Annotated in this window: 12 protein-coding genes; 4 read left to right on the top strand and 8 right to left on the bottom strand. The window is 70.8% G+C overall.

Annotation, left to right across the window (positions count from 1 at the left end; all coding sequences use genetic code 11):
• Window positions 1-128: 128 nt before the first annotated feature.
• On the bottom strand, window positions 129-800 hold the full coding sequence (gene eda / locus J7520_RS07750; RefSeq protein WP_291186184.1) for a bifunctional 4-hydroxy-2-oxoglutarate aldolase/2-dehydro-3-deoxy-phosphogluconate aldolase: 672 nt from the start codon (window positions 798-800) through the stop codon (window positions 129-131).
• Window positions 801-1,016: 216 nt separating this feature from the next.
• Here eda and J7520_RS07745 point away from each other — a divergent pair, with 216 nt between their 5' ends.
• Entirely contained in the window at window positions 1,017-3,974 is a 2,958-nt protein-coding gene (locus J7520_RS07745; protein WP_291186181.1) for a serine/threonine-protein kinase, read from the top strand.
• 65 nt (window positions 3,975-4,039) lie between these two features.
• Here the strand turns inward: J7520_RS07745 and edd are convergent, their stop codons facing one another.
• From edd to J7520_RS07720, 5 genes are all read right to left on the bottom strand, one after another.
• On the bottom strand, window positions 4,040-5,944 hold the full coding sequence (edd, locus tag J7520_RS07740) for a phosphogluconate dehydratase (protein WP_291186179.1): 1,905 nt from the start codon (window positions 5,942-5,944) through the stop codon (window positions 4,040-4,042).
• 246 nt (window positions 5,945-6,190) lie between these two features.
• On the bottom strand, window positions 6,191-6,907 hold the full coding sequence (gene pgl, locus J7520_RS07735; protein WP_291186176.1) for a 6-phosphogluconolactonase: 717 nt from the start codon (window positions 6,905-6,907) through the stop codon (window positions 6,191-6,193).
• The gene (gene glk / locus J7520_RS07730; RefSeq protein ID WP_291186174.1) at window positions 6,904-7,902 is read right to left on the bottom strand and encodes a glucokinase; all 999 of its coding nucleotides are present in this window, start codon (window positions 7,900-7,902) and stop codon (window positions 6,904-6,906) included. The genes pgl and glk overlap by 4 nt, the downstream gene beginning before the upstream one ends.
• Window positions 7,899-9,350 carry a glucose-6-phosphate dehydrogenase gene (gene zwf, locus J7520_RS07725; RefSeq protein ID WP_291186171.1) on the bottom strand — a complete coding sequence of 484 codons (1,452 nt, stop codon included), beginning with the start codon at window positions 9,348-9,350 and terminating at the stop codon, window positions 7,899-7,901. Before zwf ends, glk begins: the two co-directional genes overlap by 4 nt.
• Before the next feature lie 141 nt (window positions 9,351-9,491).
• Window positions 9,492-10,847, bottom strand: a complete 1,356-nt coding sequence (locus J7520_RS07720; RefSeq protein WP_291186168.1) for a GH1 family beta-glucosidase — start codon at window positions 10,845-10,847, stop codon at window positions 9,492-9,494.
• Window positions 10,848-11,069: 222 nt separating this feature from the next.
• Here J7520_RS07720 and ugpC point away from each other — a divergent pair, with 222 nt between their 5' ends.
• Together ugpC and J7520_RS07710 are read left to right on the top strand one after the other, a co-directional pair.
• On the top strand, window positions 11,070-12,182 hold the full coding sequence (ugpC, locus tag J7520_RS07715) for a sn-glycerol-3-phosphate ABC transporter ATP-binding protein UgpC (protein ID WP_291186166.1): 1,113 nt from the start codon (window positions 11,070-11,072) through the stop codon (window positions 12,180-12,182).
• Window positions 12,179-12,862 (top strand): SGNH/GDSL hydrolase family protein, encoded by a 684-nt coding sequence (locus J7520_RS07710; protein WP_291186163.1) that lies wholly within the window; start codon window positions 12,179-12,181, stop codon window positions 12,860-12,862. The genes ugpC and J7520_RS07710 overlap by 4 nt, the downstream gene beginning before the upstream one ends.
• Window positions 12,863-12,974: 112 nt before the next feature.
• On the opposite strand, the gene J7520_RS07705 is transcribed toward J7520_RS07710, so the two are convergent.
• The gene (locus J7520_RS07705; protein WP_291186160.1) at window positions 12,975-13,304 is read right to left on the bottom strand and encodes a multidrug efflux SMR transporter; all 330 of its coding nucleotides are present in this window, start codon (window positions 13,302-13,304) and stop codon (window positions 12,975-12,977) included.
• Complete coding sequence (gene gstA, locus J7520_RS07700; protein WP_291186158.1) at window positions 13,301-13,930, bottom strand: glutathione transferase GstA; 630 nt, start codon at window positions 13,928-13,930, stop codon at window positions 13,301-13,303. Before gstA ends, J7520_RS07705 begins: the two co-directional genes overlap by 4 nt.
• Before the next feature lie 87 nt (window positions 13,931-14,017).
• Between gstA and J7520_RS07695 the strand changes: the two genes are divergently transcribed.
• The gene (locus J7520_RS07695) at window positions 14,018-14,884 is read left to right on the top strand and encodes a LysR family transcriptional regulator (protein ID WP_291186155.1); all 867 of its coding nucleotides are present in this window, start codon (window positions 14,018-14,020) and stop codon (window positions 14,882-14,884) included.
• Window positions 14,885-14,909 lie beyond the last annotated feature (25 nt).

Below are 14,909 nucleotides of genomic sequence, written 5' to 3'. Positions count from 1 at the left end.
ACCTCTCCCGCTCGCGGGAGAGGTCGGCGCGCGCAGCGCGACGGGTGAGGGAAATCCGCAATGCCCTGTCGAGCAGGTCCTACCCTCTCGCGCAAGCGAGAGAGGGTAAGGGCGAGCAACCTTACGATCTAGACGAGCGCCACCGCGTCGACCAGGCGCCGCGCGCGCGCCGCTGCGGCAGCGACCTCGTCGTACTTGCCCGCGGCCAGCCACTCGCGCGGCACCATCCACGAACCGCCGACGCAGACCACGTTCGGCTGCGCCAGATACTCCGGCGCCTCGGCCTCGGTGATGCCGCCGCTCGGCGCCAGCAGCAGGTCCGGCAGCGGACCTTGCAGCAGGCGGATCAGTTTCAATCCGCCGAGCGCGCCGACCGGGAACAGTTTCGCGATGCGGAAGCCGCGCGAGGCGAGTTCGAGCAGTTCGGTCGGCGTCGCCGCCGCCGGCGTCGCCGGAATGCCCGATTCGACCAATGCCTCGGCCAGCGCCGCCGTCGTGCCCGGCGTGACCAGGAAATCGGCGCCGGCCGCGCGGGCGCGCTCGACATCCTCCGGCACGCGCACGGTGCCGGCACCGACGATCACCGCAGGCAACTCCTGCTTGATCGCCGCGATCGCGTCGCGCGCAGCCGGCGTGCGCAATGCGATCTCGATGGTGCCGAGGCCGCCCTGCGCCAGCGCGCGCGCGACCGCGACGCCCTGCGCGGCGGAATCGACCGTCACCACCGGCAGCACGCCGGCGGCGCGCAAGGTCCGGATGGCGACGTCCTGACTGGATTGAAAATCGGAATGGGTCTTCATGGAGAACGCGCCGAAGTCGGAGGAAGATCGAGCAGCGCAGAGGCGATCGGCGATGCCGGCCGCGCGACGCGGCGAATCGAGTGCGTCAGGATGCCTGATTCCACCGGCCGCTCCAACCGCGACGGGTTCACCGCGCGCTGTCGTCCAGCCCGCGACACATCGCATTGACGCGATGCCGGGGCGCGTCCAAGCTCGCCGCAAGGCGGGAGCGACCCCATGTCAGGGCAGTACTGGCAGCGTCTCGAAGATCTCTTCGCGCAGGCGTGCGACGTGCCCGCGTCGGCGCGCGATGCGTTCATCGCGGGGCGCTGCGCGGACGATCCGACCCTGCGCGACGAACTGGCGGCGCTGCTGCGCGCGCACGACGCCGCGGCGGAATTTCTCGAAAGCCCCCGCTTCCAGGCCGACGCGATCACCGTCGAAGCGCCGGGTCTCCTCGCCGGCAGCCGTTTCGGCGCCTGGCGCGTCGTGCGCGCGATCGGACGCGGCGGCATGGGCGAGGTCTACGAAGTCTCGCGCGCGGTCGGCGGCTTCGAACAACGCGCCGCGCTGAAGCTACTGCGTCACGAAGCGGCTGCGCAGACCGAGCGCTTCCATGCCGAGCGCAGCATTCTCGCGCGGCTCGACCATCCGGGCATCGCGCGTCTGCTCGACGGCGGCGTCGCCGACGACGGCCGCCCCTGGGCCGCGCTCGAATACGTCGAAGGCCAGACGATCACCGCCTGGTGCGAAACGCACCGAGCCGATGTGAATCGACGCCTGGAGCTGTTCCTCCAGGCCTGCGCGGCGGTCGCCTACGCGCATCGCAACCTGATCGTGCATCGCGACCTGAAGCCGTCGAACATCCTGGTCGACGAACGGGGGCGCGTGCGCTTGCTCGACTTCGGCATCGCCAAGCTGCTCGATCCGGCGCTCGGTCGCTCGAGCGACACCACGCAGATGATGCTGACGCCCGACTACTGCGCGCCGGAGCAACTGGTCGGCGAGCCGGTGACCACCGCGACCGACGTATACGTGCTCGGGCTGCTGCTGTACGAACTGCTCACCGGCGCCAAGGCATCGCCCGTCCAGGGTCTGCCGATCATGCGCGCGATGCTCGCCCTGGTCGACCCGGACACGCCGAAACCGAGCGCGACCGCGCTGTCGCTCGCCGATGCGCCGGTGCCCGCGCGCCTCCTGCGCGGCGACCTCGACGCGATCGTCGCGCGCACCTTGCGCAAAGAGCCCGCGCACCGCTACGCGACGGTCGACGCGCTGCACGCGGACGTCGAACGCCACCTGCGCGGCCAGCCGGTCGCCGCGCGCAGCGGCGCGCGCCTGTACGTGTTCGGACGCTTCCTGCGCCGCTATCGCTGGGTGGTGGCCGGCGTCGCCGCCCTGATCCTCGCCCTCGGTGCCGGCCTGGCCGGCACCGTCTGGCAGGCGCGGCGCGCCGAGGCGCAGGCAGCGCGCGCCGAACGCGAAGCGCGTACCGCCACGGCGGTGCAGGATTTCCTGCGCGATATCTTCCGCGCCAATTCGAGCGCGCAGAGCGACCCGGTCAAGGCGCGCGCGACCACCGCGCGGCAGCTACTGAACCTCGGCGCGGACAAGATCGACACGGCGATGGCCGACGCGCCGGAAGCGAAGCTCGGCGTCCTGCAACTGCTCGGCGGCCTCTACAAGGACCTCGCGATGCGCGACGAACGCATCCGCGTCCTGCGCCAGAGCGTCGCCCTGGCGCGCGACCACTACGCGGTCGACGCGCCGGAACTCGCCGCCGCCCTGGTCGATCTCGCCGACGCGATGTACGGATCGAGCGAGAACCCGGAAAGCGAGAGCCTGCTGCGCGAAGCGCAAGCCATCCTCGACCGCCGCCGCGACGACCGCTCCGCGCTTCGCGGTCGTCTGCTGGTCGCACAGGCGCAGTACTACCGTTTCGTCGATCCGTCGCTGGCCGACGACGCCGTCGACCGCGCCGTCCGCCTGTACGAAGCGCTGCCGCCATCGCGCGGCCTGGCCGACGCGCTGCAGTTGCAGGGCGGCGCCGAATGGATCGACGGCGACCGCGCGGCGGCGATCGCCTCGATGAAGCGCGTCATCGAGGTGCTGAGCGCCTTGCCGGAGGAACGCTTCGGGCTGGTCAACGCCTACAGCGATCTGGCCACGCTGCAATACGAAGTGGTCGACGTCACCGGCGCGGAAAAGAACGCGCGCCTGGCCCTGGCGACGGCGCTGGCCATCAACGGCGAGCAGCACGTCGGCACGATCCTGGAGAAGACCTGGCTCGGCGGTACGCTGTTCGCGCTCGGCCACGTGCGCGAGGGTCTGGACCTGCATGCGCAGGCCAAGCGGCAGGTGCTCGCCCTCCCCGGCGCGGAGAACCAGACCGAGATCGCCAGCGTGCTGGAGAACCGCGGCGGCGATCTCGCCGAAGCAGGCGATCTCGAGGCCGGACTGGACGACCTCGACGCGGCGCTCGCCATACGCCGACGCGGTCCGAGAAACCTGGTGCTGGCGACCTTGCTCGACAACACCTCCGTGGTTCTGGCGGAGCTGGGACGCTACGACGCCGCGCGCAAGGACTCGCAGGAAGCGGCCGGCATTCGCGCGGCGGCGGGCGGCACGCTGGCGCCGACCGCGGTCGTCGACATGCGCGTGGTGCTGCCGTTGCGGCAAGGCCGTTTCGCCGACGCACGCCGGGCGCTCGACGGCTATGCCGTGTCGAACGTCTCGGGGCAACGCCTGTCGCGCTCGGCCATCCAGCGCTGGCTCTACGCCGCCGAGATCGCAGTGCGCTCGGGCGATGTCGACGGAGTCGCCGAGCCCGTCGCGAACGTGCGCGAAGCGATCCGCTCGGCGGGACTCGGCGATTCGTTCAAAGGCGCCCTGGCCAGCGCCGATCTGTTCGACGGGATGGCCAAGCTCGCCGGCCGCGACGCGGCCGGCGCGCTGCCGTTGCTGCGGCATGCGCTGCTGCTGCGCGAGGAGCTGTTCCTGCCGACGAGCCCGAAGATCGCCGAAGCGCAGATCGAACTCGCCCGATGCCAGCTCGCGCTCGGGCGCGTCGCGCAGGCGCGCGAACTGGCCGCGCAAGCGCAAGCCATCCATGCGCGGCACAAGGAGCTCGGCGAGCATTACCGCGAGCCCTTGCGCCGCCTGCTCCGGCAACTGTCCGCCCCTGCGCGCAGCTAGCGGGTGCGGCGAAATCGGTTCGGCCGAACGCGCAGCACCTCGCTCGAACCGGTTCGCCGGCGGTGCTACGCGTCCTTCGCCTCGAACGGAGCGTATGCGGTCAGCCGGCCGACGTCGTATTCCGTTTCGGTACGACGCTTGTCGTCGCCCTGCCCCGTGAACGGACCGCAGGAAATCGACAGCGCGCCCTCGTCGGCCGGGCCCACGTTGGCGCGGTTGAACGCGAACAACGCGCGACCAATGTCCTGGCCCGCCGGCGCGGTATTCGGTGCCGGACGGCGTGCGCGCCACTCCTCCTCGGCGACGGCGAGATCGAGCCGGCCGTGCTCGCAATCGAGCACGACGATGTCGCCGTCGCGCACGCAGGCGATGGCGCCGCCGACCGCCGCTTCCGGCGTCACGTGGATCGCCGACAGCACCTTGCCCGACGCGCCGGACAGGCGGCCGTCGGTGACCAGCGCGACGCGACGGCCCTGGTTCTGCAGCATGCCGAGCAGCGGCATCAGGCTATGCATCTCCGGCATGCCGTTGGCGCGCGGTCCCTGGTAGCGCACCACCGCGACGAAGTCGCGCGGCAGCGTGCCGGCCTTGTGCCGCGCGCGGAGTTCTGCCGGATCGTCGAGCACCACGGCCGGCGCCTCGATGCGTCGGTATTCGGGCTTCACCGCCGACACCTTCGCCAGCGCACGGCCGAGCGCGCCGCGCACGAGGCGCAGGCCCCCGGTCGCCTCGAACGGATCGGACGCCGGACGCAGCACCGCCTCGTCGGCGCTGGCGGCGACTGCGTCGGCCCACACCAGCCGCTCGTCGACGAACAGCGGCTCCTGCGCGTAGCCGCGCGTGCCGCCCGCGACGACGGTCTCCAGATCGAACAGCAGCCCCGCATCGAACAATTCGCGCAGCAGGAATGGCGTGCCGCCGGCGGCGTGGAAATGGTTCACGTCAGCCTCGCCGTTCGGATAGATGCGCGCGAGCAGCGGCACGACTTCGGCGAGATCGTCGAAATCCTCCCAGGTCACGACCAGCCCGGCGGCGCGCGCGACGGCGACGAAATGGATCGTGTGGTTGGTCGAGCCGCCGGTCGCCAGCAAGGCGACGATCGCGTTGACGATCGCGCGCTCGTCGACGAGGCGGCCGATCGGCCGGTAGTCCTCGCCGAGCGCGGTGATCGCCGCGGCGCGCGCAGTCGCCGCGTCGGTCAGCGCGTCGCGCAAGCGCGTGCCCGGATTGACGAACGAGGCGCCCGGCAGCTGCAGGCCCATCGCTTCGAGCAGGATCTGGTTCGAGTTGGCGGTGCCGTAAAACGTGCAGGTACCGGGCGCGTGGTACGACGCCGACTCGGTGTCGAGCAGCTCCGCGCGCGTCGCCTGGCCGGCCGCGTAGCGCTCGCGCACCTCGGCCTTGGCCTTGTTGGCGATGCCGGACGGCATCGGGCCCGCCGGCGCGAACACCACCGGCAGGTGGCCGAACGCGAGCGCGCCGATCAGAAGGCCCGGCACGATCTTGTCGCACACGCCGAGCATCACGGCCGCGTCGAACATGTCGTGGCTGAGCGCGATCGCGGTCGCCTGCGCGATCACGTCGCGCGAGAACAACGACAGCTCCATGCCGACGCGCCCCTGGGTGACGCCGTCGCACATCGCCGGCACGCCGCCGGCGACCTGCGCCGTCGCGCCCGCAGCGCGCGCGGCCTGCTTGATGCGCTCGGGATAGGTCTCGAACGGCTGGTGCGCCGAGAGCATGTCGTTGAACGCGGTGACGATGCCGATGTTCGGCGCCGCGCCGTTCTTCAACGCGTCCTTGTCGGCCACGCCGCAGGCGGCGAAGCCGTGCGCGAGGTTGCCGCAGGACAGATGCGCGCGATGCGGTCCGCGCGCGCGCGAGGCTTCGATCTGGTCGAGATAGGCGCGGCGGCTGACGCGGCTGCGCTCGCGGATGCGGGCGGCGACTTGTTCGAGACGTGGATGCATGGATGCCGTGGTCTTCCTCGTGACAGTCAAGATACCGTTGCGGCGGACCGCTCAGACGGAGCCGATATCGGCCAGCTGTTCGACCAGCAACGGCATTCGCCTCTCCCGCTTGCGGGAGAGGTCGCGCCGCAGGCGCCGGTGAGGGAATCGAAGCATCGCGCTCCGCCCTCTCTCATCCGGCCCTTCGGGCCACCTTCTCCCGCGAGCGGGAGAAGAAAAGCAGAGAAACGACACTTCCGATCGTTTCTAGGGACACCAATAGACGTGGAGCGGCTCGCCCGCCAGATCAACCGCAACGCGGATCGGCAGCTCGCTCGCCGCGCCGTCCTTCAGCGCGCGTTCGAGCACGGCGCGCTTGGCGGCGCCGCGGATCAGCAGCACTCGCTGCTGCGAACGCGCCAATCCGGCCGGAGTCAGACTGATGCGCCACGGATACGCGCCGGCGACGGCGCAGCCGCGAGCGTCGATCGCCGCGTAAGGTTCTCGGCTCGCCAGCGCTTCGGTGAGATCGGCCGCGCCGGGAAACAGCGACGCGGTGTGGCCGTCCTCGCCCATGCCGAGCGCGCACAGCGCGATCGGCGCATCGGTCAGGCGCGCGTTCGCGCTCGTCACCGCCTGCGCCAACGATTGTCCTGGCCCGCGCAGCGGTTCGAAGCGCGCGCTGGCCGCCTGTCCGCGCAGCAGCGATTCGCGCACCAGCCGCGCGTTGCTGCCGTCCGCGTCCGGTTCGACGTCGCGTTCGTCGACCAGGCCGACGACCACGCGCGACCAGTCGAGCGTCCGCGCGGCCAGCGCGCGATAGACCGGCGCCGGCGTGCTGCCGCCCGACAAGAGCAGGCGCACGTTGCCGGGGACCGCCAAGGCCGCGCGCAGCCCCTCCGCGACGGCCGTCGCGGAGGCGTCGATCCATTCGTGCTCGTCGCCGGCCTCGTGCCAGACGACGCGATCGGCGCGCCCCGTCATGCCGACGTTCCTCGCTGCTGCAGCGCGAACGCGGCGGCGCCGAGCAAGCCGGCGTCGCGATGCAGGATCGCCGTGCTCGGCACCTGCGCCATCGCCTCGACGAAACGTCCCTTGTCCTCGAAACGGCGGCGGAAACCGCCGCGCTCCAGCCACGGCAGCAGCAGCGGCGTCAGGCCGCCGGCGAGCCAGGCGCCATCCCAGGCGCCGAAGGCGAGCACGAAATCGCCGGCGACCGCGCCGAGCAGTTCGCAAAACATCTCGACCGCTCGCACGCAGCCGGCATCCTCGCCGAGGTCCGCGCGGCGCGTGATTTCCTCCGGCGTCAGGCGGCCGTCGTAGATGCCGTGCAGGTCGCCGAGCGCCTCGTGCAGGTTGGAAAGGCCGCTGCCGCAGAGCAGGCGCTCGTTGGAAACGCGGCCGAAGCGCGCGGTGAGGCGCCGCAGCACCTCCACTTCCTCTTCCGTGCGCGGCGCGAAGCTGGTGTGGCCGCCTTCCGTTTCCAGCGCGGCGGGAACGCCGTCGCGCAGCAGCAGCGCGCCGACGCCGAGACCGGTGCCGGGCCCGATGACGGCGTAGGTGCGCGTGCCGGTCAGCGGCGCGGGCGAGGCATGGCCGATCACGTGGCGGTCGCCCTCGGCCAGCAGCGGCAGGCACAGGCTCATCGCGGCGAAATCGTTGATGAAGGTCGCGCTCTCCAGCGCCAGCTCGGAGCGCACGCGCTCGCGCGAGACCGACCAGCTGTGGTTGGTGACCTGCACCTCGCCGTCGCGCACTTGCCCGGCGAAGGCGAACACGCCGCGGCGCGCGCGCGCTCCGCTGCTACCGAGGTAGGCCAGCGCGGCGTCGGTGAAGGTAGCGTAGTCGGCGACGCGGTAGCGGCGCACGCTGTCGGACACCAGCGGCTGCGCGCGCGACGGATCGGCCAGCGCGAAGCGCACGTTGGTGCCGCCGACGTCGGCCAGCAGCACCGGATCGAGCGGAACGGCGCCGCTCACGGCGTACGCCGCTGTCGCTGCGCGCCGAGCGAACGCGCCGGCGCCTGCGGCAGGAAGTTCGCCGCCGCGGCCGGTCCCCACGAGCCGGCCATGTACGGCAGGATCGGCGCCTCGGCCTCGCGCCAGGCGGCGATGATGCTGTCGATCCAGGTCCACGCCGCCTCGACCTCGTCGCTGCGCACGAACAAGGTCGAGTTGCCGTTCAGCGCGTCGAGCAGCAGGCGCTCGTAGGCGATGCGCCGCTGCACGGTCGGCATCGACAGGTCCAGCGGCAGCGGTTGCAGCTCCAGCGCGCCCCACTCCGGCCCGGCCAGGCTGCTCATCAGCTCGAGCTCGACGTTCTCCTGCGGCTGCAGGCGCAGCACCAGGCGGTTCGGCGTGGCACGCTCACGGCGAGGTTTCTCGAATACCCAGTGCGAGGTCGGCCGGAACGTGACCACCACCTGGGTCACGCGCTCGGCCAGGCGCTTGCCGGTGCACAGGCGGAACGGCACGCCGGCCCAGCGCCAGTTGTCGATCGAGGCGCGCAGCGCGACGAAGGTCTCGACCGGCTCGCGCGCCTGCACCGCCTGCAGCGAGAAGCCGCGCACCGGCTCGCCGTCGATCAGGCCGGCCTCGTAGCGTCCGCGCACCGAATCGGTCAGCGCGCTGTCGGCGCGGAACGGTCTGAGTGCGCGCAGCACCTTCAGCTTCTCGTCGCGCAGCACCGCCGCCTCGAGCGAGGCCGGCGGCTCCATCGCGATCAGGCAGAGCAGCTGCAGCACGTGGTTCTGCACCATGTCGCGCAGCGCGCCGTAGTCGGCGTAGTAGCTCTCGCGACCGTCGACGCCGGCGGTCTCCGCGACAAGGATGTCGACCGATTCGATCCAGCGGTGGTGCCAGACCGCTTCGAGCAGGGTATTGCCGAAGCGCAGCGCGAGCAGGTTCTGCACCGCCGCCTTGCCGAGGTAGTGGTCGATGCGGAAGATGCGGTCTTCGCTGAGGCAGGCACCGAGCGCGGCGTTGATCGCGCGCGCCGATTCGAGGTCGCTGCCGATCGGCTTCTCGAGCACCAGCCGCGACGGCTCCTCGAGCAGGCCGGCCGCCTTCAGGCCTTGCGCGATCGGCACGAACAGGTACGGCGGCGTCGACAGGTAGCTGACGCAGCGATGGCCGTCGGCGTAGCCGCGCAGGGTCTGCGCGATCGCCTCGGGCTTGCTGAGGTCGACCGCGACGTACTCGATCCGGCGCAGCAGCTCGGCGCGCACGTCGGCGCCGTTCTCCTGGTCGGCCAGGCGCTCGCCGAGCCAGGCGCGGAAGCCGTCGTCGTCGTAGTCGTGCCGGGCGACCGCGACGATGCGGAAATCCTCCGGCAGCAGCCGGTCGCGCAGCAGGTGCAGCAGCGAGGGAAACAGTTGCCGCGCGGCGAGATCGCCGGTGGCGCCGAACAGCAGCAGCGTGTCGTGCACTCGCAGGCTCTCCGAAAGTTGGGACGCGCCGAACGGCGGGTTTCTCGCAGAGAGGCGGAGAACGCAGAGAATAAAGACTCTGCGGATTCTTCCTCGTCTTTCTCTGCGGCCTCTGCGCCTCTGCGAGAGAACGGCTTTTTGTTACGCCGACTCCGACAAGGCACGTCCGTTCGAGGCAACGATCTTCGCATACAAGCGGCCGCTTGCCTTCGGCGTGCGCTTCTGCGTCTGGAAGTCGACGTGCACGATGCCGAAGCGCTTGGAGAAACCGAGCGACCATTCCAGGTTGTCGAGCAGCGACCAGGCCATGTAGCCGCGCACGTCGCAGCCCTGCCCGATCGCGTCGTGGATCGCGCGCAGGTGCTTCCTGAGGTAGTCCACGCGCAGCGGATCGTCGAGCGTGTCGCCTTCCACCGTCGGCGGATCGTAGAAGGCCGAGCCGTTCTCGGTGATGTAGACGGGCGGATTGCCGTAGCGGTCGCGCAGCCAGGCGAGCGTATCGGTGAGTCCCTGCGGGAAGACTTCCCAGCCGGTCTCGCTGTAGGTCGCATGCTGGCGCACGACGCCGGCGCGCAGCGGCCAGGCATGCTCGTCGTGGCGCGTCACGCTGCGCGTGTAGTAGTTGAAGCCGAGCCAGTCGATCGGCTGGCGGATCAGCGCGTAGTCTTCCTCCGGCCACTCCGGCCAAGCTTCGCCGAAGATCTCCTTCATCTCGTCCGGATAGCGGCCGAAGAACACCGGATCGAGGTACTGGCGGTTCATGTAGGCGTCGGCGCGCTGCACGGCGGCGCGGTCCTCGGCGCTGTCGCTGGCCGGATACTTCGGTTCGAGGTTCACCACCAGGCCGATCTCGTGCTTGCCTTCGGCGCGATACGCCTGCACCGCCGCGCCGTGCGAGCGCAGCAGGTGGTGGCTGGCGATCGGCGCCTCGAAGCGGTTGCGATGCCCCGGCGCGAGCGCGCCGTGCAGATAGCCGCCGTCGGTGACGACCCACGGCTCGTTCAAGGTCGCCCAGCGCTTCACGCGGCCGTCGAGCCTGCGGTACATCACGCTGGCGTAGTCGGCGAACCAGTGCGCGACGTCGGGGTTCAGCCAGCCGCCGCGGTCGTCGAGCGCGGCCGGCAGGTCCCAGTGGTACAGCGTCAGCAGCGGCTCGATGCCGTTCTCGAGCAGGGTGTCGACCAGGCGCTCGTAGAAATCCAGGCCGCCCGGATTCACTCGCCCGCGGCCTTCGGGCATCACGCGTGCCCAGGCCACGCTGAAGCGGTAGGCCTTGAGACCGAGATCGCGCATCAGCTTCACGTCGTCCTTGTAGCGCCGGTAGTGGTCGCAGGCGACGTCGCCGGTGTCGCCGTCCTTGACCATCCCTGGCGTGCGCACGAAGCGATGCCAGATGCTCGGCCCGGCGCCGTCGGCCAGCGGCGAACCCTCGATCTGGTAGGCCGAGGTCGCGCTGCCCCACAAAAAGTCCGGCGGAAACTGGTAGTCCTTGCTCATCGGTTCGCCTTGCCCTTCAAAATGCTGGAAATGCGCGGATGAAAACGATTACATTCAGTGTAGCCCAGCGCTTTGCGAAGCAAAAGCTCTGCGGCGAGGAGCCGCCGGACGCGGCCGGCGAGGCAGCAGGAATCCGCAAGTTCGCGCCTGCGCTCGTTCGTGCCGTTCGCGTTCCTCGTGCTTCAATCTTTTCGTCCTCCGCCATCGGCAATCCGGGAAAGCATGGCCAGCGTCCGACTCGATCAGCTGCGCAAGGTCTACGACAACGGCTACGTCGGCGTCGCCGATGCCAGCTTCGACATCGCGCACGGCGAGCTGCTGGTGCTGGTCGGCCCGTCCGGCTGCGGCAAGTCGACCCTGTTGCGCATGATCGCCGGGCTGGAATCGATCACCTCGGGCACGCTGACGATCGGCGAGCGCGTGGTCAACGAGGTCTCGCCGCGCGACCGCGACATCGCGATGGTGTTCCAGAACTACGCGCTGTACCCACACATGAGCGTGGCCGACAACCTCGCCTTCGGACTCAAGCTGCGCGGCACGCCGAAGGGCGACGTCGAGCGGCGCGTGCGCGAGGCGTCGGCGATGCTCGATCTCGACCGCCTGCTGCCGTTGAAGCCGGCGCAATTGTCCGGCGGCCAGCGCCAGCGCGTTGCGCTCGGCCGCGCCCTGGTGCGCCAGCCGGCGGTGTTCCTGCTCGACGAGCCGCTGTCCAACCTCGACGCCAAGCTGCGCCTGTCCACGCGCGTGGAGATCGCCAAGCTGCATCGCCAGCTCGACGCGACGATGATCTACGTCACCCACGACCAGATCGAGGCGATGACGCTCGGCCATCGCATCGTGGTGATGAAGGACGGCCGCATCCAGCAGATCGACACGCCGATGCGACTGTACGAGCGCCCGGTCAACACCTTCGTGGCGACCTTCCTCGGCAGCCCGAAGATGAACCTGCTGCACGGCACGCTGGTCGACGGCGAAGGCGGCCTGCGTCTGCGCGTCACCGACGGCGTCGAGCTGCCGCTGGCGCCGCCGCCGGCGCTGCTGCGGACGTTGCGCGGCCGCATCGGCCGCGAGCTGATCGTCGGACTGCGTCCCGAGGATCTGCATCCGGCCCGCGACGGCGAGGCCGATGGCCTGCCGGCGCAGGTCGAGACGGTCGAGCCGGTCGGCAACGAGGCGTTCTTGAACCTCGCCTGCGGCGGCGGCGAGCTGGTCGTGCGCGTGCCGCCGCACGACCTGCCCGGCGCCGGCGAGCGCATCCGCCTCGGCTACGACACCGCGCGCATGCACTATTTCGATCACGACAGCGAACTGCGTCTGGAGGAGGAAGCCGCATGACGTGCGCCCCGCTCCGCCGCCTCGCCACCCGCGCGGCGCTGGTGTCGCTGCTCCTGCTCGGCGGCGCCGCCTCCGCGCAACGAGCGCCGGCCGACGTCTGGGAAGCGGACATGCAGCGCTTCGCCGCCGCCGACCGCGCGCAGCCGCCCGCTCCCGGCGGCATCGTCTTCGTCGGCAGTTCCTCGATCCGCCTGTGGACGGGCCTGGCCGAGGACTTCCCCGGCCGCCACGTGCTCAACCGCGGCTTCGGCGGCTCGACGATCGCCGACGCCACGCAGCATGTTGACCAGCTCGTCACGCGGTACACGCCGCGCACGATCGTGTTCTACGCCGGCGACAACGACCTCGCCGCCGGCGCCGCGCCGGCGCAGGTGCGCGCCGACTTCGACGCCTTCGTGCGCGCCGTGCGCGAGCGGCTGCCGGACGCGCGCATCCTGTTCGTCTCGATCAAGCCGAGCCCGTCGCGCATCGCTCTGCTGCCGGCGATGCGCGAGGCGAACGCGCTGATCCGCGACGACGCGCGGCAGCTGAACAACGTCGGCTACGTCGACGTGTTCGCGCCGATGCTCGACGCACAGGGCCGTCCGCGCGCCGAGTTGTTCGGCGCCGACGGCCTGCACATGAATCGGGCCGGCTATGCGCTGTGGGTCTCGATCATCACGCCGGCGCTCGACGGATAGGCAGGTCGCGCGGAGGGATTTCTCGCAGAGGCGCAAAGGCGCAGAGAAAGAACTTGTCGACCTCTGCGCACTCCGCGGCTCGGCGAGTGCCGTTTCTCGGGCGAGGCCGATCTCAGGCCTTCGCCGAATGCAGCAGGACGACGCCGAACACGATCAGGCCGACGCCGGAAAGACGCAGCGGCGTCAGTGCCTCGGCGAAGAAGAATGCCCCGGCGAGCAAGGTGCCGGCTGCGCCGATGCCGGTCCACACCGCGTAGGCACTGCCGACCGGCAAGGCGGTCAGCGCGCGCCCGAGCAGGAACACGAACGTCGCCAGCGCCAGCAGCGAGACGATCGTCCACAGCGGTCGCGTGTAGCCGTGCGAGAGTTTCATCGTCGTGGCCCAGACCACGTCGACGATGCCGGCGACGATCAGCATCGCCCAGGCGGCGGAGGCGCTCATCGCTGCTCCGCCGCGGCGGCCTTCTCCAGGCGCAAGGCGCTCGCCACGCTGTCGCGGCCGCGCACGCGTTCGAGATAGGCGGCGAGGTGCGGATACGGCTCCAGCGAGATGCGGGTCGCGCGCGCCCAGTCGGCGATCGTGAACAGGTAGGCGTCGGCGATGCCGAAGCGCTCGCCGAGCAGGAAGTCCCGATCGCGCAGGTGCCGCTCGACCAGGGCGAAGCGCTGCGCGATGCGCGTTCGCGCGACCTCGGCAGCCTGCTCGCCGTATTTGGGGTGGAACAGCCACGGACTGAACGACTTGTGCAGCTCGGCGCTGATGAAGGTCAGCCAGCGATGCAGCTCGACGCGTTCGCGCGTTCCCGCCGGCGGAGCCAGCCCGGCTTGCGGCACCAGATCGGCGAGGTACAGCAGGATCGCGACGCCTTCGCTGAGCAGGCTGCCGTCGTCGAGTTCGAGCAAGGGCACGTAGCCGAGCGGGTTCAGCGTGCGGTAGTCGCGGCCGTCGGCGAGGACGACGGCGTCGGCGCCGAGGCGCACGCGGCGCAGTTCCGCGTCCAGACCGAGTTCGCGCAGCACGATGTGCGGCGCCAGCGAGCAGGTGCCGGGAGTGAAGTAGAGTTTCATGACGGACTCCTTAGGTGTGTGGAGCCGCCAATTTCGGCGCCGCGGCGCCGCGTTCCAACACGGCGTACGCACAAGGATTGCTTGCAGATGCGACAAGAACGGCTGTCCCTCGACGATCTCGACCTGCTGCGCGCGATCGGCGCGCACGGCAGCCTGACCGGCGCCGCCAAGGCCCTCGCGATCGAGCATTCCAGCGCATTCCGGCGCCTCGCCGCGATCGAGGCGCGCGTCGGCAGCGCGCTGTTCCGGCGCAGCCGGCGCGGCTACGCGCCGACCGAGGCCGGCGAGCTGGCGATCGTCGGCGCGCAGCGCCTGCTGGTCGACGTCGACGAGCTGCAGCGCCAGCTCGCCGGGCGCGACGCGCGTACCGAGGGTCGCATCCGCGTGACGATCCCCGACACGCTGGCCGGCCTCGCTGCGCGCCTGTGCCGCGAATTCCACGCGGCGCATCCGGCGCTGCGCTGCGACCTGGTCGTCGCGAATGCGTTCTTCAGCCTGCAGCAGCCGGAAGCCGAGGTCGCGCTGCGCGCGAGCGCCACGCCACCGGACGGCCTGTCGGCCCGGCGCATCGGTGCGATCGCCACCGCGGCGTACGCGCCGGCCGACCACGGCGACGACCTCGCGCCGGCGGACGCGGACTGGATCGGTTTCGACGACACGCTGGCGCATCTCTCGTCGGCGCGCTGGCTGCGCACGCACGTACCACCGCAACGCATCGCGATGCGCGTCAACTCGCTGCCGGCGGCGCTGGCGGCCTGCCAGGCGGGCATCGGGCGCGCGTTGTTGCCTTGCTATCTCGCCGAGGCGGCGGCGGGCGTGCAGCGGCTGCCGGGAACGTTCGAGGAGATCCGTACCGATCTGTGGTTCGTCACGCACCCGGATCTGCGCCGGTCGGCGAAGATCCGCCTGTTGCGCGAGTTCGCGATGCGCTGGTTGCCGGAGCGGATTGCTTAGCTCATTCCTCGTGCGAGGCATTCAT

The sequence above is a fragment of the Dokdonella sp. genome (genome assembly GCF_017744955.1).
Lineage (GTDB): Bacteria > Pseudomonadota > Gammaproteobacteria > Xanthomonadales > Rhodanobacteraceae > Dokdonella_A.
This window is presented reverse-complemented; position numbering and strand designations above follow the sequence as displayed.